This window comes from Polynucleobacter sp. AP-Reno-20A-A9 (genome assembly GCF_018882085.1).
Classification (GTDB): Bacteria; Pseudomonadota; Gammaproteobacteria; order Burkholderiales; family Burkholderiaceae; genus Polynucleobacter.
Map to the genome: position 1 here is coordinate 284,978 of NZ_JACVPB010000002.1, position 25,986 is coordinate 310,963.

34 protein-coding genes and 1 pseudogene are annotated in these 25,986 nt (G+C 44.6%); 14 read left to right on the forward strand and 21 right to left on the reverse strand.

The window, feature by feature from the left end:
• Positions 1-76: 76 nt before the first annotated feature.
• The gene (locus ICN39_RS03130) at positions 77-442 is read right to left on the reverse strand and encodes a hypothetical protein (RefSeq protein ID WP_215360481.1); all 366 of its coding nucleotides are present in this window, start codon (positions 440-442) and stop codon (positions 77-79) included.
• A 157-nt stretch (positions 443-599) separates the two neighbouring features.
• On the opposite strand from ICN39_RS03130, the gene ICN39_RS03135 reads away from it, so the two are divergent.
• On the forward strand, positions 600-1,496 hold the full coding sequence (locus tag ICN39_RS03135; RefSeq protein WP_216232684.1) for an aspartyl/asparaginyl beta-hydroxylase domain-containing protein: 897 nt from the start codon (positions 600-602) through the stop codon (positions 1,494-1,496).
• 8 nt (positions 1,497-1,504) lie between these two features.
• On the opposite strand, the gene ICN39_RS03140 is transcribed toward ICN39_RS03135, so the two are convergent.
• Positions 1,505-1,807, reverse strand: coding sequence for a DUF167 domain-containing protein (locus ICN39_RS03140; protein WP_216232638.1), 303 nt, complete (start codon positions 1,805-1,807; stop codon positions 1,505-1,507).
• A gap of 22 nt (positions 1,808-1,829) precedes the next feature.
• On the opposite strand from ICN39_RS03140, the gene can reads away from it, so the two are divergent.
• From can to ICN39_RS03160, 4 genes are read left to right on the forward strand one after another with little or no spacing between them, the layout of a single operon-like run.
• Positions 1,830-2,501, forward strand: a complete 672-nt coding sequence (can, locus tag ICN39_RS03145; protein ID WP_216232639.1) for a carbonate dehydratase — start codon at positions 1,830-1,832, stop codon at positions 2,499-2,501.
• A gap of 1 nt (position 2,502) precedes the next feature.
• A complete protein-coding gene (locus ICN39_RS03150) occupies positions 2,503-3,402 on the forward strand; it encodes a lipid A biosynthesis acyltransferase (protein WP_216232640.1) in 900 nt (299 codons plus the stop codon).
• Between the two features lie 25 nt (positions 3,403-3,427).
• Positions 3,428-4,180, forward strand: coding sequence for a metallophosphoesterase (locus ICN39_RS03155; protein WP_216232641.1), 753 nt, complete (start codon positions 3,428-3,430; stop codon positions 4,178-4,180).
• 5 nt (positions 4,181-4,185) lie between these two features.
• Positions 4,186-5,604, forward strand: coding sequence for a bifunctional serine/threonine-protein kinase/universal stress protein (locus ICN39_RS03160; protein ID WP_216232642.1), 1,419 nt, complete (start codon positions 4,186-4,188; stop codon positions 5,602-5,604).
• Between the two features lie 3 nt (positions 5,605-5,607).
• Here ICN39_RS03160 and ICN39_RS03165 read toward each other — a convergent pair whose 3' ends face one another.
• Positions 5,608-6,936, reverse strand: coding sequence for a dicarboxylate/amino acid:cation symporter (locus ICN39_RS03165; RefSeq protein WP_215362386.1), 1,329 nt, complete (start codon positions 6,934-6,936; stop codon positions 5,608-5,610).
• Positions 6,937-7,036: 100 nt separating this feature from the next.
• Here ICN39_RS03165 and ICN39_RS03170 point away from each other — a divergent pair, with 100 nt between their 5' ends.
• Both ICN39_RS03170 and ICN39_RS03175 read left to right on the forward strand, forming a co-directional pair.
• Positions 7,037-7,774 carry a pseudouridine synthase gene (locus tag ICN39_RS03170; protein WP_216232643.1) on the forward strand — a complete coding sequence of 246 codons (738 nt, stop codon included), beginning with the start codon at positions 7,037-7,039 and terminating at the stop codon, positions 7,772-7,774.
• 58 nt (positions 7,775-7,832) lie between these two features.
• Positions 7,833-9,461, forward strand: coding sequence for a peptide chain release factor 3 (locus ICN39_RS03175; protein WP_216232685.1), 1,629 nt, complete (start codon positions 7,833-7,835; stop codon positions 9,459-9,461).
• A 22-nt stretch (positions 9,462-9,483) separates the two neighbouring features.
• On the opposite strand, the gene ICN39_RS03180 is transcribed toward ICN39_RS03175, so the two are convergent.
• Entirely contained in the window at positions 9,484-9,729 is a 246-nt protein-coding gene (locus ICN39_RS03180; protein ID WP_216232644.1) for a hypothetical protein, read from the reverse strand.
• A 22-nt stretch (positions 9,730-9,751) separates the two neighbouring features.
• Entirely contained in the window at positions 9,752-9,988 is a 237-nt protein-coding gene (locus ICN39_RS03185) for a DUF2798 domain-containing protein (protein ID WP_216232645.1), read from the reverse strand.
• Between the two features lie 128 nt (positions 9,989-10,116).
• Here ICN39_RS03185 and ICN39_RS03190 point away from each other — a divergent pair, with 128 nt between their 5' ends.
• The gene (locus tag ICN39_RS03190; RefSeq protein WP_216232646.1) at positions 10,117-10,299 is read left to right on the forward strand and encodes a hypothetical protein; all 183 of its coding nucleotides are present in this window, start codon (positions 10,117-10,119) and stop codon (positions 10,297-10,299) included.
• A gap of 52 nt (positions 10,300-10,351) precedes the next feature.
• Here ICN39_RS03190 and ICN39_RS03195 read toward each other — a convergent pair whose 3' ends face one another.
• Entirely contained in the window at positions 10,352-11,227 is an 876-nt protein-coding gene (locus ICN39_RS03195; RefSeq protein ID WP_255532266.1) for a DMT family transporter, read from the reverse strand.
• A 130-nt stretch (positions 11,228-11,357) separates the two neighbouring features.
• Here ICN39_RS03195 and ICN39_RS03200 point away from each other — a divergent pair, with 130 nt between their 5' ends.
• Genes ICN39_RS03200 through ICN39_RS03215 form a run of 4 tightly spaced genes read left to right on the forward strand, consistent with a single transcriptional unit; the run spans position 11,358 to position 13,665 of the window.
• Positions 11,358-11,804 (forward strand): MOSC domain-containing protein, encoded by a 447-nt coding sequence (locus ICN39_RS03200; protein WP_216232647.1) that lies wholly within the window; start codon positions 11,358-11,360, stop codon positions 11,802-11,804.
• Between the two features lies 1 nt (position 11,805).
• Positions 11,806-12,201, forward strand: coding sequence for a GNAT family N-acetyltransferase (locus ICN39_RS03205; RefSeq protein WP_216232648.1), 396 nt, complete (start codon positions 11,806-11,808; stop codon positions 12,199-12,201).
• 21 nt (positions 12,202-12,222) lie between these two features.
• Positions 12,223-12,867, forward strand: coding sequence for a histidine phosphatase family protein (locus tag ICN39_RS03210; protein ID WP_216232649.1), 645 nt, complete (start codon positions 12,223-12,225; stop codon positions 12,865-12,867).
• 27 nt (positions 12,868-12,894) lie between these two features.
• Positions 12,895-13,665: a MipA/OmpV family protein gene (locus ICN39_RS03215; protein ID WP_216232650.1), complete on the forward strand. Its 771-nt coding sequence runs from the start codon at positions 12,895-12,897 to the stop codon at positions 13,663-13,665.
• Positions 13,666-13,728: 63 nt separating this feature from the next.
• Here ICN39_RS03215 and ICN39_RS03220 read toward each other — a convergent pair whose 3' ends face one another.
• The 7 genes from ICN39_RS03220 to ICN39_RS03250 all read right to left on the reverse strand — a co-directional run bounded on the left by ICN39_RS03220 (position 13,729) and on the right by ICN39_RS03250 (position 18,059).
• Positions 13,729-14,463 carry a sulfite exporter TauE/SafE family protein gene (locus tag ICN39_RS03220; protein ID WP_216232651.1) on the reverse strand — a complete coding sequence of 245 codons (735 nt, stop codon included), beginning with the start codon at positions 14,461-14,463 and terminating at the stop codon, positions 13,729-13,731.
• Between the two features lie 32 nt (positions 14,464-14,495).
• Positions 14,496-14,651, reverse strand: a complete 156-nt coding sequence (locus ICN39_RS03225; protein WP_216232652.1) for a hypothetical protein — start codon at positions 14,649-14,651, stop codon at positions 14,496-14,498.
• Between the two features lie 68 nt (positions 14,652-14,719).
• Positions 14,720-15,118: an MAPEG family protein gene (locus ICN39_RS03230; protein WP_216232653.1), complete on the reverse strand. Its 399-nt coding sequence runs from the start codon at positions 15,116-15,118 to the stop codon at positions 14,720-14,722.
• Between the two features lie 10 nt (positions 15,119-15,128).
• Positions 15,129-15,812 (reverse strand): haloacid dehalogenase type II, encoded by a 684-nt coding sequence (locus tag ICN39_RS03235; protein WP_216232654.1) that lies wholly within the window; start codon positions 15,810-15,812, stop codon positions 15,129-15,131.
• A 71-nt stretch (positions 15,813-15,883) separates the two neighbouring features.
• The gene (locus tag ICN39_RS03240) at positions 15,884-16,567 is read right to left on the reverse strand and encodes a DUF2461 domain-containing protein (protein ID WP_216232655.1); all 684 of its coding nucleotides are present in this window, start codon (positions 16,565-16,567) and stop codon (positions 15,884-15,886) included.
• 25 nt (positions 16,568-16,592) lie between these two features.
• On the reverse strand, positions 16,593-17,024 hold the full coding sequence (locus ICN39_RS03245; protein ID WP_216232656.1) for a DUF3106 domain-containing protein: 432 nt from the start codon (positions 17,022-17,024) through the stop codon (positions 16,593-16,595).
• Between the two features lie 78 nt (positions 17,025-17,102).
• Positions 17,103-18,059 (reverse strand): sodium-dependent bicarbonate transport family permease, encoded by a 957-nt coding sequence (locus ICN39_RS03250; RefSeq protein ID WP_216232657.1) that lies wholly within the window; start codon positions 18,057-18,059, stop codon positions 17,103-17,105.
• Between the two features lie 78 nt (positions 18,060-18,137).
• Between ICN39_RS03250 and ICN39_RS03255 the strand changes: the two genes are divergently transcribed.
• Positions 18,138-18,320 carry a hypothetical protein gene (locus tag ICN39_RS03255; RefSeq protein ID WP_216232658.1) on the forward strand — a complete coding sequence of 61 codons (183 nt, stop codon included), beginning with the start codon at positions 18,138-18,140 and terminating at the stop codon, positions 18,318-18,320.
• A gap of 15 nt (positions 18,321-18,335) precedes the next feature.
• On the opposite strand, the gene ICN39_RS03260 is transcribed toward ICN39_RS03255, so the two are convergent.
• The 7 genes from ICN39_RS03260 to ICN39_RS03290 all read right to left on the reverse strand — a co-directional run bounded on the left by ICN39_RS03260 (position 18,336) and on the right by ICN39_RS03290 (position 24,064).
• On the reverse strand, positions 18,336-19,097 hold the full coding sequence (locus ICN39_RS03260) for a YoaK family protein (RefSeq protein WP_216232659.1): 762 nt from the start codon (positions 19,095-19,097) through the stop codon (positions 18,336-18,338).
• Positions 19,098-19,173: 76 nt separating this feature from the next.
• Positions 19,174-20,187, reverse strand: coding sequence for a cytochrome d ubiquinol oxidase subunit II (gene cydB / locus ICN39_RS03265; RefSeq protein WP_216232660.1), 1,014 nt, complete (start codon positions 20,185-20,187; stop codon positions 19,174-19,176).
• 2 nt (positions 20,188-20,189) lie between these two features.
• Positions 20,190-21,542, reverse strand: a complete 1,353-nt coding sequence (locus tag ICN39_RS03270; RefSeq protein ID WP_216232661.1) for a cytochrome ubiquinol oxidase subunit I — start codon at positions 21,540-21,542, stop codon at positions 20,190-20,192.
• A 554-nt stretch (positions 21,543-22,096) separates the two neighbouring features.
• A complete protein-coding gene (locus ICN39_RS03275; protein WP_216232662.1) occupies positions 22,097-22,618 on the reverse strand; it encodes a hypothetical protein in 522 nt (173 codons plus the stop codon).
• Between the two features lie 15 nt (positions 22,619-22,633).
• Entirely contained in the window at positions 22,634-23,125 is a 492-nt protein-coding gene (gene pal / locus ICN39_RS03280; RefSeq protein ID WP_216232663.1) for a peptidoglycan-associated lipoprotein Pal, read from the reverse strand.
• 83 nt (positions 23,126-23,208) lie between these two features.
• Positions 23,209-23,562, reverse strand: a complete 354-nt coding sequence (locus tag ICN39_RS03285; RefSeq protein WP_216232664.1) for a hypothetical protein — start codon at positions 23,560-23,562, stop codon at positions 23,209-23,211.
• Between the two features lie 76 nt (positions 23,563-23,638).
• Positions 23,639-24,064 carry a BLUF domain-containing protein gene (locus ICN39_RS03290; RefSeq protein ID WP_216232665.1) on the reverse strand — a complete coding sequence of 142 codons (426 nt, stop codon included), beginning with the start codon at positions 24,062-24,064 and terminating at the stop codon, positions 23,639-23,641.
• A gap of 282 nt (positions 24,065-24,346) precedes the next feature.
• Here ICN39_RS03290 and ICN39_RS03295 point away from each other — a divergent pair, with 282 nt between their 5' ends.
• On the forward strand, positions 24,347-25,318 hold the full coding sequence (locus tag ICN39_RS03295; RefSeq protein ID WP_216232666.1) for a dienelactone hydrolase family protein: 972 nt from the start codon (positions 24,347-24,349) through the stop codon (positions 25,316-25,318).
• Between the two features lie 68 nt (positions 25,319-25,386).
• Here ICN39_RS03295 and ICN39_RS03300 read toward each other — a convergent pair.
• Positions 25,387-25,986: pseudogene (locus tag ICN39_RS03300) on the reverse strand (IS3 family transposase); the annotation flags it as partial.

Genomic DNA, 25,986 nt, shown 5'->3' on the forward strand with positions numbered 1-25,986 from the left:
ACGCTTACATGATTTTAACCACAAAAAATTACAAAAATAAAGTTGCGTTACAGCAATTTTTTACTGCGACTACAAATTACTCATCCAAAACGGTGATATCAGAAACAAAATACTCGGTATCGCCAAAACAGGTAGTTGGCAAACCAATGTGTTGCTCATACTTTAGGGCAACCTTTTTCCCCAAATTAGCATTTATTTTTTGCGCCACAGCATCTTCACGCACCGTAAAGAGGAATTTTTCTGACATCGTGCCTGGCATAGAAACCATGGCTAATTCGCCTTCCCAGGTTTTGCATATATAGCCGCGATTTGAGAATTTCTGCACATATCCTGCGCGCTCCCCACTTCCATAGCTCCAAGTTAGCATCCCCCACGTATAGACTGAAATCCCTACTAACCCAATTAAAACAAGGCTTAAGAGCCACTTTATAAAGCTATTCATAAGATCTTCCTTAGCAAAACTCCACATAAACCCTAAGCAGGTTTTTACACCTTCTGTTTTAAGTATATGAGCATCCGAGCATAAGAAATAGTCAATTTGGGGCTGACATACAAATTAAAATATGAACAATTACCTCACCTAGACAAAGCTTATGGAAATTCGCCACATCATCTTTTTTATTTTTATAGCATCCGCTGTTTATGTCTATTTCAGAGGAAAGGTTCGTTTTGGGATTGTTAGATCTCTTACAGACTACCAAGTGCTTTTGGCGCCCGTAAATGCACTTTTGTATTTATTTTCAAAAGTGAAGCCTGGTGCTTTTATTCCAGTAAATCAATTTCCTGAAATGCAGCCCATTCAAGATAACTGGGAAATGATTCGGCAAGAAGCGCTTTCACTGCAAGAAGGTGGCTCTATTGCGGCGGCAACCGGATATAACGATATTGGCTTTAACTCTTTCTTTCGCACTGGGTGGAAACGTTTTCACCTCTGCTGGTATGGAAAAGAAGTGCCCTCGGCCCAAGCGGGATGCCCCAAAACGGTTGCGCTGCTCAAATCAATCCCCTCAGTCAAGGCGGCCATGTTCGCGTCTCTCCCGCCCGGAGCAACGCTGGTGCGCCACCGTGACCCCTATGCAGGCTCCTTGCGCTATCACATTGGTCTAAGCACTCCCAACGACCCCAAATGCTTTATTGATGTGGATGGAGAGCGTTATTTCTGGAAAGATGGCGAAGCGGTCATGTTTGATGAAACTTACATTCATTTCGCAGCCAACGAAACCGATCAGCAAAGAATCATCTTATTTTGTGATGTCGAGCGCCCAGTTCACACTCGGGCAGTTGCTCTATTTAATCGCTGGTTTGGGCGCTATGTCATGAGTGCCGCATCTTCTCAAAATGTTGAAGGTGAAAAATTGGGCTTCGTAAATATTTTGTTCACCTATTTCTACCATCTTCGTGCGCAAGCCAAAAAGCTCAAAGCAAAACATCGCTCGGTTTATTACATCGGCAAGTGGGTGCTTATTTTAGGAATTTTGTGGGCCATTTTCTGGTAAACCAAACTTTATTTTTGCGGGCTTAGTAACTGAACAATTTGCTCGGGACTGATGGGGCCCCAAATTTCCACTCGTTTCTTGCGGCTATTTTGACCAGAAACAAACTGAATTTGTTTTTGAGGCACCCTTAATTGCTTAGAAAGCCAAGCCAATAAGAGCTCGTTCGCTTTATTTTCAAGGGCAGGTGCCTGTAAAGAAATTTTTAAACAGCCGTCATGCAGGCCAACGACCTTAGTCACCTTGGCTCCTGGCTGACAATGCAAATTTAAGGTAATTCCGGCGGGGGTTTGTTTTAACCAAATAGGCGTCATTAAAGTACTTTAAACTGAAAGCATGACGATGAAGAATTCTCAAGCTCTAGAACAGCTATTTGCCAATAATCGCACCTGGGCCGAAAGCATGGTGGCAGAGGATGCCAATTTCTTTAAACGCCTCGTTTCTCAGCAAGCCCCTGAATATCTGTGGATTGGTTGCTCTGATAGTCGAGTGCCGGCGAATGACATTGTGAACTTACTTCCTGGTGAATTATTCGTTCACCGAAATGTTGCAAACGTAGTGGTTCATACTGATTTGAATTGCTTGTCTGTTATTCAATTTGCGATTGATTTGCTTAAGGTAAAGCACATATTAGTTGTAGGTCACTATGGCTGCTCTGGTGTCCATGCAGCACTAACCGATAGACGAGTTGGTTTAGCAGACAATTGGTTGCGCCACGTTAAGGATGTACATCAAAAACATGAGCGTTATTTGGGCGATACTATTCCAACCCCTAAACGACAAGATCGACTTTGCGAACTCAACGTCATTGAGCAGGTGGTTAACGTATGCGAAACAACCATCGTGCAAGATGCTTGGGCACGCGGGCAAGACCTCACCGTTCATGGCTGGGCATATCGCCTTGAAACTGGCCTAGTAAATGATTTAGGAATGTCGAGCAGCTCCATTGAAGAAATGACTGAGCGCTATGCCAAATCCATAAAGCGTTACGAATCAGAGCAAAACTAATTTGCTGAAGTCTTTTTCCAACCAAGTAGTCGTCGTTCTACTCAAGCTTCTTGCCCTCCTGCCTTATAGGCTCCTGGTTGCGGTGGGTTACGGCCTTGGATATATTGCAGCTCGTGTTCCAAGCGATAGAAATCGAGTAGTAAAAACAAATCTCCACTTATGCTTTCCAAAATTAAGTCCAGCTGAAGTTGATAGTCTTGCTAAAGAGCACTGGCGATTACTTGGGCGTAGCCTGGTAGAGAAAAGCATTATCTGGTGCGGCAGCTCTAAGCAACTGAGCAATATGATTGAGGTGAAGTCAGCGGTTGATCTCTCCAGCAAAAAACCACGCATCCTAGTAAACATGCATTTCACGGGAATTGAGGGCAGCATTATTTTGAGTGCGCTCTCCAAAGAAAAGCATTGGCCGCGCACCTCGGGATTTTTTCAGAGAATGAAGAATCCTTTTTTTAATAAAAGGATTGTGGAATGGCGCAATCGTTTTGGCGGAAACTCAATTGATCGCCAAGGCAATGCAAAGGCGATCATCCGAGAAATTCGCAATGGAGACTTCATCATCATTGCACCGGATCTTGATTTAGGCCTCAAGGATTCTGAATTTGTACCGTTTTTTGGAATTCAAACAAACACCATCACCACCATTTCTCGCTTAGCAAAAATTACTGGCGCTGACGTATGCCTGATGACCACCACATTAAAAGCGGATGAATCAGGTTATCTTTGCGAAATCAGCAAGCCTTTAGAGAATTTTCCTGGGGCAGACCCCAAGTCTGACACTGCACGCCTTAATCAATACTTTGAGAAAGAAATTCGTCTGCGGCCGGCCGAATACTACTGGGTTCATAAGCGCTTTAAAAATCGCCCAGATAATGGCCCGAGCCCCTATAACCCTTCTATCTAGTGGCCTTTTGTCCTATCATTAAGGGATGACTGAACGTATTGGGCTATTTGCCGATCTCCACAGTAATTTAGAAGCTTTTGATGCTTGCATGGCCCGTGCCGAGGAACTTGGCGTTACTCGCATGGTGTTTCTGGGTGACCTCGTAGGCTATAACGCCGATCCCGTTGCATTGATTGATCGCGTTGCCACGCTCGTAGAAAATAAAAAAGCGATTGCTGTTCTTGGCAATCATGATGAGGCCGTTTTTAAAGATAGCCGCAATCAAATGAACGCCAGTGCCAATGCCGCTATTGAGTGGACCAAATCTCAATTAAACAATAGTCATGTAGAATTTCTTAAAAATCTTCCTCTGATGATTCAAGAAGATCAGATTTGTTTTGTTCATGCTTCTGCCTACAATCCGGCTGACTGGAATTACATCACCGACAGCATGAGTGCATGGCATTGCGCACAAAGCTCTGGGAAAAATTACACTTTTGTTGGTCATGCACATGAGCAAGCGCTTTTTTATCAAAGCGCCGTTGGGAAGCTCATTCGCTTTGCGCCACACCCTGGCGATGCAATTCCTGTACTGCCTCATCGCCAATGGGTGGGCGTCGTGGGCTCGCTTGGTCAACCCAGAGACGGCAATCCAGAAGCCTGCTTTGCCGTTTTTGAGCCCGCATCAGAAGCTCTGACATTCCATCGTACGCCCTACGATCACTATACGGCCGCAGAGAAAGTGCGTCGTGCCGGCCTGCCAGAAGACCTGGCAAATCGCCTCATCACCGGCAAATAAAATCAATGCCCATCAATACCGATATTGAAGCAGTAGACGATATATTTCAAGAAGGCAAAGTGGTAGATGGATTTACTTTGGGCAAGGAAGTTCATCGCGGCGGAATGGCCAGCCTTTTTTCAGCGACTAAAGAAGGTATAGACGTCCCTATTTTGCTTAAGATCCCGCGCGTTGGCAGAGACCAACCGGTGGAAAGTTTGATCGGCTTTGAAACCGAACTCACCATCTTGCGCGCCCTTAAAAGCCCCTATGTTCCTCAATATTTAGGATCGGGCAATATGGCCACGCGCCCTTACATTGCAATGGAAAGAGTTGATGGTCACCCATTAGAGGACCGCATCAAAGAAGGCAAGGTATTTACGATTGATGAGGTCGTACGCATTGGTGCAGATTTAGCCCAAGCCGTTCAATCACTACACTCACAAGATGCCATTCACCTAGATGTCAAGCCTGAAAATATTTTGATTGATGAGAGGGGTAAGTTAACACTCATTGATTTTGGCTTGTCGCACCACGCTCGATATCCAGACTTACTAGCAGAAGAGATGCGAAAAGGTATTGGCTCTGCACCTTATATTTCTCCTGAACAAGTGGCAGGTATTCGCTCTGATTCACGCAGCGATATTTTTTCTATCGGCGTGATCATGTACGAGCTACTGACCGGCGAACTGCCATTTGGCAATCCTCAAACGATGAGCGGTCTACGCAAAAGGATGTGGGCAGAACCCTTTCCACCACGTGCTATTCGCAGAGAAATTCCGCGCTGGTTACAAGAAGTGGTGTTGAGATGCCTAGAGCCACGCGCAGCAGATCGCTATCAAAGTGCTGCGCGCTTACGTCAAGTATTGCGAGACCCCGAGGGCGTTACGCTCACAGAACGTGCCGACCGGGTTGAACCACCCAGCTTTTGGGAAAACCTCAAAGGAATGTTCAAAGCCGCTGGTTACGAGCCTTCTCCCAGCCCACGGCCCAGCATGGGCAGTCTTGATGCCCCCCTCATGATTGCTGCGATAGATACCCGTCAATCCGATGAAGATCTGCGTGAACGCATGCAAACCACAGCCAAGAATTTATTGCAGGCCTATCCCGAAAGTCGCTTAATTTGCTTGAGCACGATTGCCAGCACACCAACCTATGAAGGCAATCATGAAAGTCAAACCGCTAGTGGCATAGTGCGTGGGCACCTAGTTCAACTGATGGATTGGGCCAAGCCACTCGGATTACCGCCCGAAAGAATTTCTTATCACGTACTTGAGGCGCTTGATCCCGCCTCTCGAATCGTTGAATTTGCCAAAGACAATGATGCATCCCTCATTCTGATTGGAGCGTCACATAAGCTGCCTAATAAGGTGACGCCATGGAGAACCTCGATGACCAAAATCGTCGAAGAGGCCCCCTGCAGTGTTCATATTGTGCGCACTTAAGTCTTAGCGCATTTTGTCTTGCTTTTGATCCAAGATCAGTTCGGGCTCTTGTGCCTCAATCCAGTTATCGCGATTTAGCACGCTAGTTAATTGCTTTTGGTCTAGCTCACCAGTCCACTTAGCAACCACAATCGTAGCCACGCCATTGCCAACTAAATTCGTTAATGCTCGTGCCTCAGACATAAAGCGGTCGATACCTAAGATGATCGCCAAGCCAGCAACTGGAACATCTCCGACAGCAGAAAGGGTGGCTGCCAAAACAATAAAGCCGCTACCGGTTACGCCTGCTGCACCTTTAGATGTGAGCAACAGCACTAGCAAGAGCGTGACCTCCTGCATGAGTGTCATCGGCGTATTGGTTGCTTGCGCAATAAATACTGCGGCCATCGTTAGATAAATAGAAGTGCCGTCTAGATTGAATGAATAGCCCGTTGGAATAACGAGGCCAACACAAGTTTTCTTGGCGCCCAACAACTCCATTTTTTCCATCATGCGCGGCAAGACGGATTCTGATGATGAAGTCCCCAAAACAATTAATAACTCTTCTTTGATGTAACGAACGAATTTAAAAATATTAAATCCATTAATACGCGCGATGATTCCTAAAACAATAAATACAAAGAGCAAGCAGGTTAAATAAAACGAACCCATGAGTTTGCCCAAAGAGAACAACGAGCCTATGCCGTATTTACCAATGGTGAATGACATTGCACCAAATGCGCCAATAGGCGCAAACTTCATGATGACGCCAATCATGTCAAAAAGAACGTGTGATGTTTTTTCAATTAAGTCGAACACCATCGTTCCACGACCGCCAAACTTATGCAATGCAAATCCAAACAATATTGCAATGAAAAGGACCTGCAAAATTTCGCCCTTAGCAAATGCATCGACTGCACTGCTCGGGATAATATTCATCAAGAAATCAGTTGTGGTCCCCATTTTTCCGGGGCCGGTATATGCAGCAATCCCTTTGGTGTCTAAACTTGCAGGATCGATGTTCATGCCCGCGCCAGGCTGAAGTACATTCACAACGACCAAGCCGACCATCAAAGCAATCGTGCTCACAATTTCAAAGTACAAGAGCGCTAGTCCGCCAGTTTTGCCAACCTTCTTCATGTCTTCCATGCCAGCAATACCCAGAACTACCGTACAAAAAATAATGGGGGCAATTAACATCTTGATGCCTTTAATGAAGGCATCCCCAAATGGCTTCATTTCCGTACCCAGACTTGGGTAAAAATGACCCAGCAAAACACCGATTACAACTGCTGTAAGTACTTGAAAATAAAGGATTTTATAGATTGGTGGTTTTTTTAATGTAACAGTCATATGGTCATCCTTTATTGAATTACGAGCGGGCTTATTTATTTCAGCTACTCCCATATTAACTCTAGGCAAAGAGTTAGCCCTAATACCGGATAATGCAAGTATGGAAGAAAAAGTACGCGTCTCGAAATTGCTCTCTGAGCTGGGTCTTTGCTCACGCCGTGAAGCAGATTCGTATATTGAGCAAGGTCTAGTAACAGTCGATGGCGAAGTGGTGAATGAATTAGGCGTACGCGCCTATCGTCATCAAAAAATTGAATTGCAATCTGGCGCCAAAGCACAGCAAGCCTCTCGCATTACCGTCATTCTGAATAAACCCGTTGGCTACATTTCTCACTATGACGACGAACAGGAATACCAACCAGCGGCTTCTTTAATTACTCCTGAAAATTATTTTGCTAGTCCACTAGACAAGGGTAGAAGCCCTCGTTTCAATACAAAGGGGCTGGCACCTGCAGGTAGGCTGGATATTGACTCTACTGGCATGCTAGTTCTGACTCAAGATGGCCGCATTGCCAAATTATTGATTGGTGAAAATAGCCCCATCGAAAAAGAATACTTAGTGCGTGTAGAGGGAGCCCTCTCTTTTGAAGATTTAGATCGCTTAAAACATGGCCTCTCTCTTGATGGGGTAGAACTGAAACCTGCACAGGTTAGCTGGCAGAATGAAGATCAGCTTCGCTTTGTATTACGCGAAGGGCGTAAGCGCCAAATTCGTCGGATGTGTGAGATGGTGGGACTCAAAGTGATTGGTCTCAAGCGCGTCAGAATGGGTCGCATCTCATTAGGACCACTGCCTCCAGGGCAATGGCGCTACGTAGGGGCTCATGAGCAGTTCTGAAGCACATTGGCACGCTTATAATTGCCTCCGAACTTAGATTAATCAACGCAGAATTACCATCGAAACTCCTACCTCCAGCACTCCAGGCGCAGAAGTACTTAGACGTCGAAGCTTTGCGATCATCTCTCACCCAGATGCGGGCAAAACTACGCTTACAGAAAAGTTATTGCTTTATGCAGGAGCCATTCAAATTGCGGGAAGTGTTAAAGCGCGTAAAGCCAGTCGTCATGCAACATCCGACTGGATGGAAATTGAAAAGCAGCGCGGCATCTCTGTAGCAAGCTCGGTGATGCAAATGGAATATCGCGATTGCATCATTAACTTATTAGATACACCAGGCCACCAAGACTTCTCAGAGGACACCTATCGCGTGTTGACTGCGGTTGACTCCGCTCTCATGGTGATTGATGCTGCTAATGGTGTTGAATCTCAAACATTGCGCTTGCTTGAAGTTTGCCGCGCACGTAATACACCTATCGTGACATTCATCAATAAGATGGACCGTGAGGTTAAGCCTCCAATGGAATTGATGGATGAGATTGAAACGGCGCTTGGTATTGAAGTGGTGCCATTTACTTGGCCGGTTGGTATGGGCAAATCATTTGCCGGTGTGATTGATATCGCCAATTCTCGTATGCGCATGTTTAAAGCAGGCGAAGACCGTGTTACTGAAGACTCACATGCAGTGGTTGACATCAATGACCCAGCCCTTAAAGAGCGCCTGGGCACAGACCTAGAAAACGCCTTGACTGAAGTAGAGCTCATCAAAGAAGCAATGCCAGCATTTGATCTTGAGGCCTTTCTAGCTGGACGCCAGTCACCCGTCTTTTTTGGCTCGGCCATTAATAACTTCGGCGTGCGCGAGATTCTCAATACATTAGTAGAGCTCGCACCGTCGCCGGGCTCACGTAAAGCTTTACAACGCGAGGTTAGCCCTGCTGAGAATAAATTCTCAGCAGTCGTGTTTAAGATTCAGGCCAACATGGATCCAGCACATCGTGACCGTGTAGCTTTTTTACGCATCTGTTCTGGCCATTTTCAGCGCGGCATGAAACTCAAAATTTGTCGCAACGGCAAAGAAGTGCGAACCAATAATGCGCTGTCTTTCTTATCGCAAAGACGCGATATTTTGGATGAGGCCTTTCCAGGTGACATCATTGGTTTGCCAAATCATGGCTTGCTGCGCTTAGGTGACACCTTAACCGAAGGTGAGCAATTGCAATTTACTGGGCTACCCTTCTTTGCGCCAGAAATTTTCCGCATGGTTGAGTCTGCTGATCCCTTGCGCTCCAAACAATTGCGTACTGGACTGATGCAATTGGGTGAAGAGGGCGCCATTCAGGTCTTTAGGCCAATGGCGGGCGGCACCATGCTACTTGGCGCCTTTGGTCAACTTCAATTTGAGGTGGTGAGTCACCGCCTCCAAACTGAATATGGTGCAGAAGTACGTCTTTTGCCGGCCCGCTATAGCTTGGCTCGTTGGGTGAGCTCAGACGATCCCGTTGCCTTGAAAAAATTTACTCAAGAAAATATCCACCGCATGGCTGAAGACGTGGTGGGCGCTTCTGTTTTCTTGGCATCACATAAATCAGAACTGGATGTTGCCCAACAACGTTGGGAGTCTATTCAATTCCATGCCCTCAGAGAGCATGCTGGCTTAATTTATCAATCCGATTTGGCGGGCTAATTCGCCAAGCTGTTGCACTAAATTAGCGTGACGCTTTGCAATCAAAGACAGCAACCAACTGCGTATCACTACTTCTAAATGAGGCAACTTTGCCGTACTGCGCACAGTAGGCACTGGCCTTCTGAGTTAATTGCGCAATTGATTCACCGCTACTATTTAGAAAAGTAACATGGTTAGAATCTGATGCATCGGTATATACCGCAGCGCATGCGCTCAAAATAAATGCGCAACATATAGTCAAAACCGAAGACTTCATCAATGCATTCATTTAATCATTCCTCATCTTTAACCTAGGGCTTATTAAGGCCCAGTACATTCATAATCTTTGTCGTGATTTTGCTAGCAAACGGCCTATAAATCAGAATACAAACAATAGCCACTGGGTAGGCTACTGACCAAACTTCAAACCACACCCAGAAGAAATTTTCTGCAAGGCCGACACGAACAAATGTCGTGGCAAGCGTAATACTTAAAGACATTAAGAGGCCCATAACAAGGGCAAAAACTAGGTTGGGTAGATTGATCATGGCTACATCATAGCTTCTAGGCTTGTTAACTGTTATTCTGGACTGTGATCACTATTGTGCGCCCTAGACAGGGGAATCTCTTCAGAAAATCTTTGAGATTCATCATTCCATTACTCTAGGAAAACTCCATGGCTGTAGGCCAAAATCAAAGAACCAGAAAAAACGATTCCATGCTCACTAAAACAGGAAAGGCGCGCTTAGGCCCCCTGAATACTGCTCAACTTACTAAGTTATTAGAATCAAGCACCAAACCCAAAGAGAAGAGCAAAATTTTGCGCGCACTCAGCAAACAAAAAGTTGTTGTTGCTTAATTAAAAAGCCCCGATATAACGGGGCTTTTTAATTTCATGACTACAAATAAAACTACGCTCTTTTTACCAGCATTCTCTTTCCAAGTATGACAGTAGAGACAACGAGTATGGCAAAGATTAAATTCATCAACGTGAGCGAATCGCCCAACAAAACGCTTGCTGCTACCAGAGTACAAAATGGCTGAATCAACTGCACTTGACTGACGCGTGCAATACCGCCAATTGCAAGACCCTCATACCAAAAGAAGAAGCCAAGGAACATGGGGAATAAGCTCAGATAAACAAAGCTAGTCCATGCAACGCTACCCGCATGAATATATTCTGGGCTGTAGGTAAGCCAACTCATCACAATATTCAGCGGCAAGGAAATGACCAGGGCCCAAGAAATGACAGCGCGCGGATTCATATTTCTGGAGAGCTCACCGCCCTCTACATAACCAATGCAGGCACTAATTCCGCCAAGCACTAAAAGGCCATCAATATACGTAAAGCTGCCGGAGCTTTTCAATAGAGCGTAGAGAATAACTAAACCAGCACCCAATAAAGATACCAGCCAGAATCCCAAGGAAGGGCGCTCCTTAAAGCGCAGTACTCCAATAACAGTTGTAGCAAGCGGCATCATCCCCAAAATCACCGCCCCATGTGAAGATGATCCCTGGGTCATGGCAACGGTAGTAAAGATGGGAAACCCAAATACGACGCCTAGTGCTATGACAACAAATTTCACGAAATCCACCTTGGTGGGGGTGCCCTCTTTTTTGTAAGCAAGATAGGCTAGCGCAACTAGCCCTGCCAAGGTTGCCCTGCCAAAAGCAATGAAATAAGGGTTAAAGCTTAAAACAGCAATCTTGCTTACCGGTAGCGTTAAGCTAAAAATCAGAATGCCAATAAAGCCTATCAGCATTCCTTTGCTTTCTTTATTCACCATCACCCTTTGCCTTAAGTTGTATTAATTGTATTAACAATCCACGAGGGTGGGCTGTAATATGTGAGTGCTCCCAATGAAATTCAATGCCTATATACAAGCCATCTATCTAGCAGCGTCCGCTGGGGCGCAGATGCTATCTGTCAGCACTGCCAAAGCTAATGCTGGTATTGGCCTTGAAGGAGACCGTTATGCACTAGGCACGGGCGCCTATTCGGCCGTCAAGCCAGCTAAAGTGCGTCATATCAGCATCATTGCCTTATCTGGCATTGAAACGGCAAATGACTGGTTAACGGCTGGCGATGAACCGACTTTTGATGGGCCTGAAACACGCCGCAATATTGCGCTTGCAGGAATAACAGCATCCGAACTCAATGCCCTCGTGGGCCAACGATTTCAGCTCGGCAGCATTGAACTACTCGGCACAGAACTATGCACCCCCTGCGAAAGACCGGCCCAATTACTCGGCAGGCCAAGCTTCATGGAGGCATTCGAGGGGCGCAGCGGAATTCGGGCCGAGATTTTAAATTCTGGGGTCCTTGCTGTGGGTGATAAGCTCTTCATAGGGAATGAGGAATAGCATGATTGAATACCGCGACAACGCCAGCATTAGCGCTGAGCAAGCCATCGATTTATACAAGCGCTCCACTCTTGGTGAGCGACGCCCCGTTCACAACGTTCCAAAATTTGAGGACATGCTCAAGAATGCCAACCTCACCATTACTGCATGGGACGGCAAAGCTTTAGTAGGCATTTCTCGTTCACTAACTGACTTTTCTTATGTGGCCTATCTTGCGGATTTGGCCGTTGATGAAAAATATCAACGCTCCGGCATTGGCAAACAGCTGATTGAGGAAACTAAAACACGTCTTGGTCCTGAATGCATGATCGTGCTGTTAGCGGCGCCCAAGGCAAATGAATATTACGAACATATTGGCTTTGAACACAATCCACGCGCCTGGACTCTCAAAAAGTAATTCCGTCTTTATCATTGCCATATGACTATTACTCGATTTTGTTTGGTTCGCCACGGTGAAACCGACTGGAATGCCGCACGTCGCCTTCAAGGCCACACCGATATTGGACTGAATGCCAGAGGCTTAGCTCAAGCAAAGCAAATGGCGCGCGCCCTCAAAAACATTAAGCTTCAATTTGATGTTTTATATACCAGCGATCTTCAGCGCGCAGCCAAGACTGCGCAGGCCATTGAAGAGTTATTCGAAACCCCTGCAATTCCGAATGCTGCACTCAGAGAACGTCATCTAGGCGCACTACAGGGACTCACTACTGATGAAGCCCCAATGCGCGAACCAGAACTTTGGAAATCTCATCTCAGCAGAAATATTGAAGAGAACTTGCGTGATGGCGAAAGCATTCAACAATTTGCAGAGCGCATTCAAACTGCGCTTGTCGAAATCTGCAAACAACATCCAGGAAAAACCATTTTGTTGGTAAGCCATGGTGGTGCATTAGATATGATGTATAGAATTGTGAGCAATCAAGCTTTGGATGCAGAAAAGGTCGTTACCGTACCGAACGCATCTCTCAACTGGATCAGTCATGATGGACTTGCCTGGACGGTAAATAGCTGGGCGGATACAAGCCACCTAGAGGATTTGGCTCTAGACAATCTAGATCTCTAGTAGCCCACTAGGGCTTATGATGCATACATGAAATCGATTTTTCGCATAGCGGCTCTTTTAATGGCCGCCGCAATCTGCATTCCCGCCTACGCGCTGGATGATATTCCGGATGCGCTACCGGACCGTATCGTTGGTGATATCGGTGCGGCCGTTTATACCTCCAACTTACATATCGGCACCGAAGGTACTCAATCCTTAGTGCTGCCCTATGCTTTTTTTGACTATCAGCGTTTTTTCGCTCGCATTGATGAGGTAGGTATTAAGACTTTCAAGATGGGCTATGGCTATTTTGAAGTCATCGGCAAAATTAACTTAGACACCTACAAAGTAAAGTCGCTAATCAATGGCAACTCTATCAATCGAAGTGATCCCATCCCTCTTGGCTTGGGAACTTTTCAAGAGACGCCTATTGGGGGATTTTTTGTTAATGCCTATCATGACTTCGGCAAATCAAAAGGGGCGCTCTATGAATTTTTATACTTTGCAGAAATCGAAACCTATAAAAAAATAGTGGTCTATCCTCAAATTGGCGTGGAACGACAGTCAAGCCAGTATGCTAATTATTACTATGGCATCAGCTCTGGAGAGTCGACCGCTACTGGTTATGCCGCTTACAACGCCCCCGCGACAAACAATCTTTTAGCGGGACTCATGGTAGAAATTCCAGTGGTGGATAACTGGTATATCAATGTATATGGCAAACGCAAATGGATGGGTGGCGGAATTAATAATAGCCCAGTCATGAATCGCTCATTCCAAGATAATATTTTTATGGCGCTTGCGTATCGCTTTAAGTAAGCAGAAAAAATAAACTGCCTGCGGAAGGCAGCTTTATCAAGCTAGTAATTTATACCGATGTTATTAGAACGACATGGCTAATATGGACAGGCCTGAAATGAACATCACCAACTCCATCAGCAGTAAAAATTTCTTTTCCGGTAATGCTAGAACAATTTTCTTAGAAAAAATAGAGCCGACCAAAACACAACTTCCAATGAGAAGCCCCTGAATGATTGCGGTTACATTCAAAAAGCCTAGCTGATGAAACGTAATGCCCTTGGTAAATAGAATAGATAAGGTACTCGCGGCCTCTGTTCCGAGGAACGCGCCCTTAGTGAGGCCATAGGCCAAAAAGAAAGGGGTATTAATGGCGCCCGTTGTTGCAACAATGCCAGTCAAATAGCCGATAGCAGCCCCAACCAAAGCCATCTGCCAAAGTTTTAGATAAAAATTTTGATTGCGCATCCAGCGACGAATCGGAATTAACGCGATTAAAAATAATCCTAGAGTAATTTCTATTAATCGCTCATCAAGCTGCACCAGAGTATTCACACCCAATATTGTGAATGGTATTGCAGCTAGGCTATAGACAAAACATACACGCCATTGGATCACGCTCCACCATAGAAAAATGCGAGAGAGATTAGCTACGGTGGCAACCAAAGCGATCACAGGAATTGCCTGAATCGGCCCATAAAAATAGACCAAAGCGGGCATCAATATGATCGTGGTGCCAAAACCAATGACACCACCTAAAACCCCAGCAGCTAGGCCCAATGAGCCCAACACTAAGGCTTGAAGAAGTAGCTCAGACAAGTCTATTAATCTTGATTAATTTTCAAAATGAATTAACGCCCGCCCTGGCAATCTAAAGGCATTTCCCACATAGGCTTGCCTTGGCTGAAATCACAATTCACTCCATCTGGAGATGTAGTGCTGGCAAGACAACCGCTCAAAACCAGAGCAAATAAAGTCACAGTTAAAGCTAGGAGTGTTTTTTTCATGTTGCGATACCTCAATCAAAAGACGATTTTATAAACAAAGACTATCTTAAATCCAAGAATCTCCAGACCTAATTAGCCAGATAGAACAAAGACCACCCCAAGTTCAGAACAGCCAATGCAATGAGCGTGAAAAAAGTAAACTTCATCCCAAGCACACGCTTGCTGAAATCTGGTGGAGGGGTATTCATGCCCTTTGCATGAATCAAGCGGCCAATAATGAGCGCAATACCTGGAACAGCAACCAACCACCAAGGGGCGCCATTTAACTCAAGACAAGCAATTAGGATAATTCCAATGGGAACGTATTCGGCAAAGTTGCCTTGGGTGCGAATGGCTCTCTCAAGATCTTCGTGACCACCACTTCCTAGACCAACCTTATTTTTTCTTCTTAAGCCAATGACGGCAAGAGACAGTTTGATAAAAATGAGCGCTAGGATGGCCGCAATGATTGATGTGATTAATAACATTCATATCTCCTTAGATAACTTCTAATACCTTGCTTAAAGCATCGCCTTCATAGTTTGGTTTTTCACCAATCTCTTCAAAAGGGTGGCCAAGACGATTAACCCAAAATACATCAAAGCCATACCACTTTGCGGCTAGAGCATCCCAAGCATTACTCGATACAAAGAGAATTTCTTCATTCTTTACAGGAAATGCATTTAATAGAAGCTCGTAGGCCTGTGGGGCTGTTTTAAATAAGCGCACATCCTCGATGGTGACAACTTTATCTAGATAAGGCTTCAAGCCATTGCTCTCGACTACGGTTGCCAACATCTCTCTACTGCCATTAGATAAAATCGCAGTAGAGATTCCTTTTTGTTTAATTGTTTTCAGCACACTTAGGCTATCTTCAAAACCAGTGAGCTTGGCATACTGGTCCATCAGTCGTTTCTCATAGTCTGTCGTGAGATTTAAATTCATGCGCTTACAAACATACCTCAAAGAACGAATCGTCAATTCCCAAAATGGAAGATAGTACTTACTACCACTAGGATTGGGATCGCTCATCGTCACCAAACGGGTGTATTCAATTTGGCGATCACGCCACATTAAAGCAAAGGCCTGTCCATGCCCTGGAAATAATTCTTCTGCCAACTGCCCCATGGAATACACATCAAATAATGTGCCATAGGCATCAAAAGCGATTAGCTTATACATATGTCTTTGTCTTCTAGTGTGAATTTCTATTGTCGTTTAAATGCATTATGAGTCGAAACGCATCTTCACACTTACTCAGAGAATTTAGCCAATGCATGCCACCCAAAACTGAGTAGAGGGAGCATATCTTTAGCGAAACTGGTCACTTCTTTTATTAATTCTTTTGAGCAAATCGTTGATCTGGGCAACTGCTTTCTAATAATCCAACCTTTTAGTTTGATAGCTCGCTCAACCTCTACCGGAACATCATTAAAACCTCTAGGAATGCGGGCTAATGTGCTGGAATAATCCAGCTCATAGCCCTTTCTTTTTAAAGACTTCTCAAGAGATAGCCAAGCCTTAGGATTATCCAAAATCCCCTGCCTGAGTTTTTTTAGATTATGGGCTTCTGGCTGCAAATAACCTGCGGCGCATCTACTGCCCAGGGGGTCTAAACGAAAATACAGAACTCCCGGAGAGTGCTTGTCGCCAGTTCTCGTAAAGAGCCCGCTGGCATGCATGTTGTAAGGATGCTTTGCTTTTGAAAACCGAGCATCTCGATTAATTCGAAAGAGAGATTTTTTGGGATCACCCCACAACGGCACATCTTTATTGGCGAGACTCTCAGACAAGGCGTCTGTAAAGTGCTTCATGGGTTCACGCACAAACTCTTCATATTTTGAGCGATGTTCAGAAAACCAAACCCTTGTTTGGTTATCGGTAAGCTCCTCAAGAAATTTGAAAGCCTTCGGACTAAACCCAATAAAGTCACTCATTGAAGTAGGGGCGAGAATACCAAGCCTAGCTTGGTTGCTTAAACCACTTTTGCTTTTCTTCAGGGCTCATATTTTCCCATTTGGCTCTTCGGGCCTTCAGTTCTGCCTGCTCTTCTGGTGTTAATCCATCAAAGAACGCTTTTTTCTCGGCTTTCATTTTTTCTTTTTGTTCAGGAGTAATGGATTGCCATTGAGTCTTCATTCTCTCCTGAAGCAACTTGCGATCCTCTGGGCTTAAGGCCTTCATTTGATCGCGCCTCTGATGCCAGTATGCTTTTCGCTCTTCTGGTGTTGCCTTCAGCAATGCAGCGTCTATTTCCTTCATCTGCTCAAAGCGCTGATCAAAACTCAGATTGATATTGGCCAAAGGGTTTGGTGGCTCAGGGATAGCAGCGCATGCCAAGGAAATCACAGAAATACTCAATAGCAGTCCAACTACCCATTTTTTAGAACTCATCACTTCACCTCCTGCTGGTTATGATTCATTCTAATACCGACCCAGTCGGAGTCAACCGAAACAGAGGGTTGATTCCGTCTAGTAAGTTAATCCCGCAACATAGGCATAAAGTGGGATTCCCAAAATGATATTGAAGGGAAAAGTAATTCCTAATGACATTCCCATATATAAAGCTGGGTTTACTTCTGGAAGTGCGTGCCTTAATACTGCTGGCACGGCAATATAAGAAGCGCTAGCGGCAAGTACCATCAATAAAACGGTATCACCCAAAGGCAGACCCAATAACTTGCAAAGTCCTAATGCGATAGAGGCATGAACCAAAGGGGCGCCAATTGCATAAAGCAAAGTAATGGGCGGCTTACCCTTTAATCCCTCAAAGTTCTTGGCCGCCATCAAACCCATATCGAGCAAAAAGAAGGCGAGCATTCCCTTGAACAAATCGATTGAAAATGGGGCCATTATTTTTTGCCCACTATCGCCACTGACTAAGCCAACTATCATCGAGCCCAAAAGGAGTAGCTGCGCACCATCAGTAAATGATTCATGAAAGATCTTTGACATGCTTGTAGGCTGCGCTGAATTCGTAGCCGATGTCCTAGCCTTATTTGCCAACAAGATTGCTAGAATGATTGCCGGCGACTCCATCAAAGCCATTGCGGCTGCCATATGTCCACCAAACGCAATGCCGTATTGATCAAGTGCTTGTGTCGCAGTAATAAACGTAACAGCGCTAACTGAACCATAAGTAGCGGCAATAGCAGCTGCATCATAGTTATTGAGTTTGGTTCTTAAAACAAAATACCCCATTAGAGGGATGATGATCGCCAAAAATATCGCCAACCCAAGTGCCAAACCAATCTCAAGAGTAAATCCTGATTTATGAAGAGCAAAGCCACCCTTTAAACCCAAAGCCATCAATAGATAGAGCGATAAAAATCTAGCAATAGGCTGAGGTATTTCTAGATTGGATTTAACGGCACCAGCAAAAGCACCAAAGACAAAAAAGAGAATTGCTGGATCTAAGAAATTATTCATACCAACATCTTAGGTAATTTTAGAAATTCTTGTATTAGCCCTATATCGTCTGAGGGCTAAACAGGGTCGATATGAGTCATGTCATTAAGCACCGGCAATTACTTCTTTATTTCATTGCCCGCGTTTAAGGCAATGTCCTGCCCAACCTTACGAGAAGTTTTTCTGCTTTCCAACTTACAGCTAGCAATCGCCAAATCTACATTCCTTACAGTTTTGAACTACCCTCAGGTGTTGCTGATATTTCTTGGTAGCGCAGAATAGAAACAAACCAAAAGTTCAAGATGATCGATTCTTCATTGCAACCCTAATATCTTGATAAATCTGTAAACCGGCAATAATGACGAGGGAGAGGGATAAGGGCACTACTGAAATATAGCCAACCCTCTTAAAACTTACTGCTCCAATAATTCCGCCCACCAAAAACATTCCAAAAATAAATAGATGGGTTTTGAGTTTCTGTCTGTTAGCCATAACATAACCGCTCACATTGGCTGCTTGTGACTTATTCCAATAGATCAGCTTGCCTAGCTCAATACCTATATCAGTAATTACGCCCGTCATATGCGTGGTTCTTATCTCTGCTCTAGAGGCTTTTGTAACTATGGCGTTTTGTAGACCCATCACAAAACATAAAAGGAGGGCAATTGCTGGGACAGTTAAAGGCAGGTAGATATTCAAGTTGGCCCCCACCAATCCAAACACTAAGAGCAGGATAGCCTCGACCAATAAGGGCAAAGCAAACTCACTATGAATTTTTCTTCTATGCCCCCAGTTAACAAGAATGGCAGTAGTTGCTGCTCCAAACAGAAACGAGAGCAAAAGTGAGATGCCGCCCAATACAGAAATAAAATTATTGAGAGCTAGGTCATCGCCAATCGCGGAAATAATGCCGCTCATATGAGAGGTATAACGAGCAATCGCCAGAAACCCGCCCGCATTCACCGCGCCCGCCACAAATGCCATATAGGCACCTAGCTGAACATTAGTCTTATGTGAGCGTTGAGCACTAGTTAAAAGCTGAATGAACTTTATTGGCATTGAAGCTTCATTCTACGGCCCACACTGATTTATCAGTTGGTGAAGCGCCCCTTTAGGGGGCGCCCAAACTATTACTTTAGTAATAACTCAGTGGCTCGGTTTTGCCCCAAAAGATTTTGTAGGAATAAATGGTGTATCCAATGATGGTTGGCAGTACAACAACAGCCCCCCAAAAAATCACCCACAATGACTCCGTAGCTGAAGCTGCCTCCCAAATAGTCATTCTGTCTACAACGATGTAGGGGAACATGCTGTAAGCGATTCCTAAAAACGCCAGGACAAAGATGGCTACACTTAGCGCAAAAGGAACCCAAACAGGAGCGGGCTTATTCTTCTGCATTTTTAACAAGTTCAAATCGATAAATATAAAACAAGCCAAGGTCAGAACCGGAAACGGCAGCAAGAAAAAGACATTGGGAAAGTTAAACCACTTTGCCGCAATCTCTGAACTAAAGAATGGTGTCGCTACAGAAATGATCCCAACACCTAGGGCTGTAAATAAGAGGCACTTTCTTGCCCAGCCTACTGCCTTTAGCTGTAACTCGCCAGAAGTCTTCATAATCAGCCAGCTAGCTCCCAATAAGGCATATCCAGCAGGCAGGCAAAGCGCCACGATGAAAGAAAATATCCAACCCAAGTATCCAGAGTCAAAACCAATCACTTCTCTACCAACCATCACCCCTTGAGATGCCGCGGCCAAGAAGCTGCCAAAAAAGAATAGAAAATTCCAGACTGACTTCTGACTCATATGTGCTTTTGCGCGAAAGTCAAAAGATACACCTCGTAAAATTAATCCAGCCAACATGATGCCCACAGGCAAATAAAGTTCTGTCAAAATAATTCCGTGGGCCATTGGAAAGGCAATCAAGAGAACTCCTACTCCGAGCACTAACCAAGTTTCATTAGCATCCCAAAAAGGACCGATTGATGAAATCATGATGTCCTTTTCTGATTCACTTGCCTGATTCAATAAGATGCCAACGCCCAAGTCGTATCCATCCAAAACAACGTAAGCAACCATTGCAATGCCCATGGCAACTAAAAAGAAAAGGGGTAACCAGCCAGAGGGTTCGTATAAATTAGGAATCATTCTTAAGCTCCTGCAATGCCGTTATTCAAGCCTGGTTTTTGCCCATCAATAACATGCACGGGGTGAGTTTGTCTTGCCAAATAAAAAACAACCCAGATATAAGAAACAATCAGTCCTAAATATAGCGCAAGGTACATCACGAGCGTGCCCAAAACCATATTGGTAGGCACTTTAGTAACCGCATCAGCAGTCTTTAGTACCCCACTCACCAGGTAAGGCTGCCTGCCTATCTCGGTGACATACCAGCCAGCAACCACACCTACCCAACCAGAAAAAGTCATCACACTGAGAGCCTTTAAGAGCCAGGCTGGCAGTTCTTTTCGTTTTCTTGTCAGATAAAACCCAACGCATGCGGTTAAGAGCATCAACATACCAATGCCGACCATAATGCGAAAAGCAAAGAAAATGGGCGCGACTGGTGGAGTTGCACCAGGGAAGGCATCCAAGCCCTTCACCTCACCCGCAAATGAGTGTGTCAAATATAAAGACGCGAGCTTTGGAATAGCTATTTCGTATTTATTGGCTTTGATGCTTTCATCGGGTATGGCAAATAAAACGGCAGGGGCGCCTTTTGTTGTCTCCCAAATTCCTTCCATTGCCGCCACCTTTGCAGGCTGATACTCGAGCGTATTTAGGCCATGCGAATCGCCAAGCACAATTTGTAGTGGAGTCAATACTATCGCCACACTCATTGCTAACTTGATCAGCACTCGATTACCAGAAAGATTGATGCCCTTCAAATATCGATAGGAAGAAATGCCTGCAATTAAAAATGTTACTGTCAAAAATGATGCTGTCATCATGTGCAAGAGGCGATAAGGCATCGAAGGATTAAAGACAATCTCAATCCAATTGGTCGCATGAGCTTGACCATTGATCATCTCAAACCCTTGTGGGGTTTGCATCCAAGAATCTAGGGCAATGATCCAAAATGCGGAAAGTGATGTGCCGAAAGCAACCAAAAATGTGGCGATAGTATGGGCTCTTTGAGAAACTCGTTTAGAGCCAAACAACATAATTCCTAAGAAAGTTGCCTCAAGGAAGAATGCCGATAAAACTTCGTAACCAAGCAAAGGCCCTGCAATGTTGCCTACCGTTTGCATATATCCAGGCCAGTTGGTTCCAAACTGAAAGCTCATCGTGATGCCGCTAACAACACCCAGGGCAAAGGTTAAGGCAAATATTTTGACCCAGAATTGATAAGCATCACTCCACACCGAGTCACCAGTTTTATTAAATTTAACTTTGAAATAAAAAAGCACCCACCCCAAAGCAATAGATATCGTTGGGAAAAGAATATGAAAAGTCATATTCGAAGCAAATTGAATTCTGCTCAAAATAAGCGTATCTAGCATTTTGTTGCCTCTTATTTTTAATGTACTTTTATTATGCTCTTTACCCTTCTGGCTTGCTGAGGCTGATTTAATAGACTTACCACGGCACCGCATGTCGTTTTAACGATATGCCCAAAATGAAAAAACCACCCGAAGGTGGTTTTAGTGTCTCCTCCAGCCAATAACAATCTGGGCATAGAATTTAAGGCCTCAATCTAACATCTATTAGCAGGCCCTGTATTGGCACTTACCCTTGATTACCAGTACTTAAAGGGCTTTTCAGCATCTACGTCACTGCCCAAAGCTCTCATACTCATATTGCAATGCGGGCAGGTAAGACCGTCCCACTCCGACAGATGATTACTTGAGTGGCAACTAGTGCAAACTGGCGGCATACTAATTTCAGTATTAATGCTCCCTGGATGAGCCACCGTATAAGCATCAATCGCTGCACAAGATTTGCAAACCATTGCCACCCTAGAAGAGTAAAGCCCAACCTCTCTGCCAATACCGCTAATGCATTCAAACCTACAAGAGCGGCACACAAATTTATATCTAGCCATAAATCTATCTCGCTAATTCTTTTTAGATTGAAGCGCCAATTTCTTCATGCGGGCATCTTGAATAAGCAACTGCCTTTCTTGATTGGCCACTCCAATGGTGATCTTTCTGGCAATAAGATCGGCATATACACCATCAATTTTTTTAAAGAAATCCTCGTAGACCGAAGTCTTTTCGGGACCTAAGCCCTCCAAAGCAATGGGACGACAGGAATTTGCTTCAGCTAAATAGCTTGTCAATGCCTTAGCCTGCTGATCAGTCAACTTTTCTGCAGAACTAAATAGAGCATTTGCATGAGGATTATTTCTGGTCACAGCGATAATTTGGGCGTCTACTAACAACGCGTCAGCACTTTGATTGCTACGCATAATGCAATCATTAAGTCGCTTGGCTACAGACCCCGACTGATCCGGAGTCTTTGCCGTCATTGATGATGGAGCCTTAGCAACTTGTACTGGATTATTGGGAGCAACGTTTGTCGCACACCCACTGAGGAGTGCAATTCCTATCAAACTTAATTTAAATATGTTTTTCATTTGATGGCCTATTAGTTATTGATAGACAAAATCGGCGCGGCGATTTTCTTTAAATGCCGCCTCTGTCTGAGCTGGGTTAACTGGCTTTTCTTTTCCAAAGCTCACCGCCTCTAACTGAGATTCACTGACGCCTTGGGCAATCAACGCTTTCTTAACGGCTTCCGATCGTTTTTGGCCTAAGGCTAAGTTGTACTCAGCGGTTCCGCGATCATCGGTATTGCCTTGAATGATCACAAAGGCTTTTTGTTTTTGAAATGCTTTTAAGTAAGAGGCATGTGCAGAGATTGTTGAAACATATTTTGGGTCTACGGTATAGCTATCAAACTCAAAATAGATTGAACGCTTGCCATAGACACTAGACTTCGGATCACCAATTGGGTCGTAAGTAGAAGAGCCTCCAGCATTAACAGTAGCGACGCCATTAGCGTCATCCAACTTAACGCTACTACAGGCGGAAACAAATAAAACCAATAATGCCAATGGCAATATTTTTACAAATTTATACATGATGAGATTTCCCAAATATGGCCACACCTAAGTAGCCAAATAGCAAAGAGACATGCCGCTAAAGCATGTCCCACCTAAGAAAATTAGGCTATAGCTTTGGGTGGTTTAAATGCTGAGTCTGGAAAGTTTTGTGTAAACAAAACTTCATTTGCCACAGCAAATTTATGCGCGGTCATTGATGGAAGAAAAACGGCAACTCTATTCTCGCTAATATTTGCCGTTACATGGCTCATGAGATACATGGTGTGAACCTGCTCTTTATCGTCGGCTGATTCAGAGCTGTTGTGTGCTTGCTGTGATACTGAAGCATTGCTATAGCTGCCAGCAAGCTCTGCCCGCTCAATTGCAGTCTGAATAAAAATACTTCCAGCTGCCGCCTTAAATGCAATCAAGAAGAGGCATATCAATAGTACGAGTGTTTTACTACGAAGCAGCATGGGCAAATTCTATACCCGATTTGTACATTTGTCGTTTTAAACAATGCCTACCGTGCAGGGCGGAGGATGTTTAACCCTAATTTTGATTACCGCTAGCTACTGAGCGCATGATTCTCAACAATTCAACATCATGGCTTGGAAGACCATCAAGCAGACCAACTAGATGCGGAACATCCTTAGCAATTTGATCACCCCCATAAAACCTTAAAGCCCAATTGGGAAACAATCTTTGGTCAATCTCATCGAGCTCAATTCGGTGCAGAATCTTATGGCGATAGTCTTTTTGAATTTTTCCCCAAATGAATAAAACATCTTTTCGCTTGCCCTCAAGAATCTGGGCAAAATGGCCATTCTCGTAGAACAGAGCGCCCGTAAGCTCATGATCTAAATTCCACTTACGCGCAACATCAAATAGATGTACTAGGCTTGAAAGGCCCATGTCATGAGTTGCTTTACTGATGTAGCTTAGCTCAACCAATTGATTTGGATCGTCAGCACTCACTTCTTCTCCCAGCCTCTAAAAATAAGTATAAAAACTAAAGTCAGTTTGTTCTTTTAGTCGCCAAGCTTAAATGGGCAATAACCCTATCGCCCAAAAATAACCCCCCCCCCCCGATGATGGTTTTGGTGTTTCTTGGCAGCCCGGGGCGGAATCGACTGAGGCAAAGAATGCCTAAATCAAACTAGATCCAGCATTCAACGACTTTCTATTGCGGATCTTCGCCATAATTCTGCTACTATTTTTGCAATACACATTAATAAAAAATACTGGGGACACAATCAAATGAAGTACTTACTTATAGCGCTTATGGCGACTGCATCTTTCTGCTCACAGGCTGGGACTGACATTGTTTATTCACCGCGCTCAGAAATCTATTCCATTCCAAGCCTAACAATCTCCGATAAGCAGTTTTTACTAGGGGACACGAATGGCAAAGAAGTAACTGTCAACGGCATACTCCGCTTTCCACCTAAGCCTGTTGGCCAAAAAATCCCCGTCATCTTCTTAGTACATGGCTCAAGTGGAATGGGGGCCAATATTGACTATTGGTCCAATCATTTCTTAGGGCAAGGCTACGCTACCTTCAGCATGGATGGCTTTACAGGAAGAGGCCTCACTGTTGTGGGTCCCAATCAAGCTCTGCTAGGTAGATTGAACCTAGCTCTTGATAGTTACAAGGCAATGGAAATCTTGGCTAAGCATCCACGCCTAGATTCCAATAAGTTTGTCCTGATGGGCTTTTCTAGAGGCGGACAAGCGGCTCTATTTGCTAGTGTGGAACGCTTTAATAAGATATGGAATAAGAGCGGTACCGTTTTTGCCGCACACATCCCGTTTTATGCTGACTGTGTGACAAGCTATATCAGCGATACCAAAACCACTGGCAAACCTATTCAACTACATCATGGCATTACTGACGACTACAACCCCGTAACTGCCTGTAGGGAGTATCTAGGTAAATTAAAAGCAGCCAACCAAAATGTAGAGATGTTTGAGTATGATTTTGGCCCGCATGCTTTTGATTCTCCGCTGGGGGCTATTCCGCCTGTAGCTTCAAAGGATGCTCAGACCGTTAGGTCTTGTAGGATTGTTGAAAAGACACCAGGTAATCTGATTAACACCCAAACCAACCAAGAGTTCAAATACTCTGATGCTTGTGTTGAGTTAAATCCACATGTGGGCAAAGATGATGACGCCACGCAAAAGTCAACTCGTGAAATTGATGCGTTCTTAGTAAATCTCTTTAAGAACTAGACTGGCCAAAATAAGGGGGTGGAAATGGTAATCCCCCCTTATTTAACCGAACCTAGAAGTAGAGTTAATTAAGCAACCATGGCCAGTCGCTGTTTCGGGGTAATGCCGCCCAATGCCATGTTTGGACGTTGATGATTGTATTTATACATCCATTGCGTTGCAAACTCTTGAACTTCGTTAATGCTTTCCCAATAATGTTGAGATAACCACTCATATCTGACGGTGCGATTAAAGCGCTCTACATAGGCATTTTGTTGTGGTTTACCTGGTTGGATGTGTTGTATGTGGATTTGATGCTTTGCGGCCCACTCCATCAGTCTGCCACTGACAAGTTCCGGGCCATTATCCGCTCGTATCACTGCCGGTTTGCCTCGCCAAGCAATGATTTGATCTAAGCTGCGAACCACTCTCAGATGGCAAGGAGAAGTCCACTTCAATACCTAAGGCTTCACGATTAAAGTCATCAATCACGTTAAAGAGGCGGATGGATCTGCCATCTTGTAACTGGTCATGCATAAAGTCCATCGACCAGACTTGGTTAATGCTCAGCGGTACCACCAACGCATCGGGTTTATCTCGCACTAAACGTTTTCGGGGTTTGATGCGTAGGTTGAGCTCAAGCTCGCGGTAAATCCGGTAGATGCGTTTGTGGTTCCATGTGTAGTTCT

Coding starts and splice junctions, on each gene's coding strand:
- ICN39_RS03130 (WP_215360481.1), bottom strand. CDS start 442: ATGAATAGCTTTATAAAGTGGCTCTTAAGCCTTGTTTTAATTGGGTTA.
- ICN39_RS03140 (WP_216232638.1), bottom strand. CDS start 1,807: ATGACGCCTATTTGGTTAAAACAAACCCCCGCCGGAATTACCTTAAAT.
- can (WP_216232639.1), top strand. CDS start 1,830: ATGACGATGAAGAATTCTCAAGCTCTAGAACAGCTATTTGCCAATAAT.
- ICN39_RS03155 (WP_216232641.1), top strand. CDS start 3,428: ATGACTGAACGTATTGGGCTATTTGCCGATCTCCACAGTAATTTAGAA.
- ICN39_RS03160 (WP_216232642.1), top strand. CDS start 4,186: ATGCCCATCAATACCGATATTGAAGCAGTAGACGATATATTTCAAGAA.
- ICN39_RS03165 (WP_215362386.1), bottom strand. CDS start 6,936: ATGACTGTTACATTAAAAAAACCACCAATCTATAAAATCCTTTATTTT.
- ICN39_RS03170 (WP_216232643.1), top strand. CDS start 7,037: ATGGAAGAAAAAGTACGCGTCTCGAAATTGCTCTCTGAGCTGGGTCTT.
- ICN39_RS03180 (WP_216232644.1), bottom strand. CDS start 9,729: ATGAATGCATTGATGAAGTCTTCGGTTTTGACTATATGTTGCGCATTT.
- ICN39_RS03185 (WP_216232645.1), bottom strand. CDS start 9,988: ATGATCAATCTACCCAACCTAGTTTTTGCCCTTGTTATGGGCCTCTTA.
- ICN39_RS03190 (WP_216232646.1), top strand. CDS start 10,117: ATGGCTGTAGGCCAAAATCAAAGAACCAGAAAAAACGATTCCATGCTC.
- ICN39_RS03195 (WP_255532266.1), bottom strand. CDS start 11,227: ATGGTGAATAAAGAAAGCAAAGGAATGCTGATAGGCTTTATTGGCATT.
- ICN39_RS03200 (WP_216232647.1), top strand. CDS start 11,358: ATGCTATCTGTCAGCACTGCCAAAGCTAATGCTGGTATTGGCCTTGAA.
- ICN39_RS03205 (WP_216232648.1), top strand. CDS start 11,806: ATGATTGAATACCGCGACAACGCCAGCATTAGCGCTGAGCAAGCCATC.
- ICN39_RS03210 (WP_216232649.1), top strand. CDS start 12,223: ATGACTATTACTCGATTTTGTTTGGTTCGCCACGGTGAAACCGACTGG.
- ICN39_RS03215 (WP_216232650.1), top strand. CDS start 12,895: ATGAAATCGATTTTTCGCATAGCGGCTCTTTTAATGGCCGCCGCAATC.
- ICN39_RS03225 (WP_216232652.1), bottom strand. CDS start 14,651: ATGAAAAAAACACTCCTAGCTTTAACTGTGACTTTATTTGCTCTGGTT.
- ICN39_RS03230 (WP_216232653.1), bottom strand. CDS start 15,118: ATGTTATTAATCACATCAATCATTGCGGCCATCCTAGCGCTCATTTTT.
- ICN39_RS03235 (WP_216232654.1), bottom strand. CDS start 15,812: ATGTATAAGCTAATCGCTTTTGATGCCTATGGCACATTATTTGATGTG.
- ICN39_RS03240 (WP_216232655.1), bottom strand. CDS start 16,567: ATGAGTGACTTTATTGGGTTTAGTCCGAAGGCTTTCAAATTTCTTGAG.
- ICN39_RS03245 (WP_216232656.1), bottom strand. CDS start 17,024: ATGAGTTCTAAAAAATGGGTAGTTGGACTGCTATTGAGTATTTCTGTG.
- ICN39_RS03250 (WP_216232657.1), bottom strand. CDS start 18,059: ATGAATAATTTCTTAGATCCAGCAATTCTCTTTTTTGTCTTTGGTGCT.
- ICN39_RS03255 (WP_216232658.1), top strand. CDS start 18,138: ATGTCATTAAGCACCGGCAATTACTTCTTTATTTCATTGCCCGCGTTT.
- ICN39_RS03260 (WP_216232659.1), bottom strand. CDS start 19,097: ATGCCAATAAAGTTCATTCAGCTTTTAACTAGTGCTCAACGCTCACAT.
- cydB (WP_216232660.1), bottom strand. CDS start 20,187: ATGATTCCTAATTTATACGAACCCTCTGGCTGGTTACCCCTTTTCTTT.
- ICN39_RS03270 (WP_216232661.1), bottom strand. CDS start 21,542: ATGCTAGATACGCTTATTTTGAGCAGAATTCAATTTGCTTCGAATATG.
- ICN39_RS03275 (WP_216232662.1), bottom strand. CDS start 22,618: ATGAAAAACATATTTAAATTAAGTTTGATAGGAATTGCACTCCTCAGT.
- pal (WP_216232663.1), bottom strand. CDS start 23,125: ATGTATAAATTTGTAAAAATATTGCCATTGGCATTATTGGTTTTATTT.
- ICN39_RS03285 (WP_216232664.1), bottom strand. CDS start 23,562: ATGCTGCTTCGTAGTAAAACACTCGTACTATTGATATGCCTCTTCTTG.
- ICN39_RS03295 (WP_216232666.1), top strand. CDS start 24,347: ATGAAGTACTTACTTATAGCGCTTATGGCGACTGCATCTTTCTGCTCA.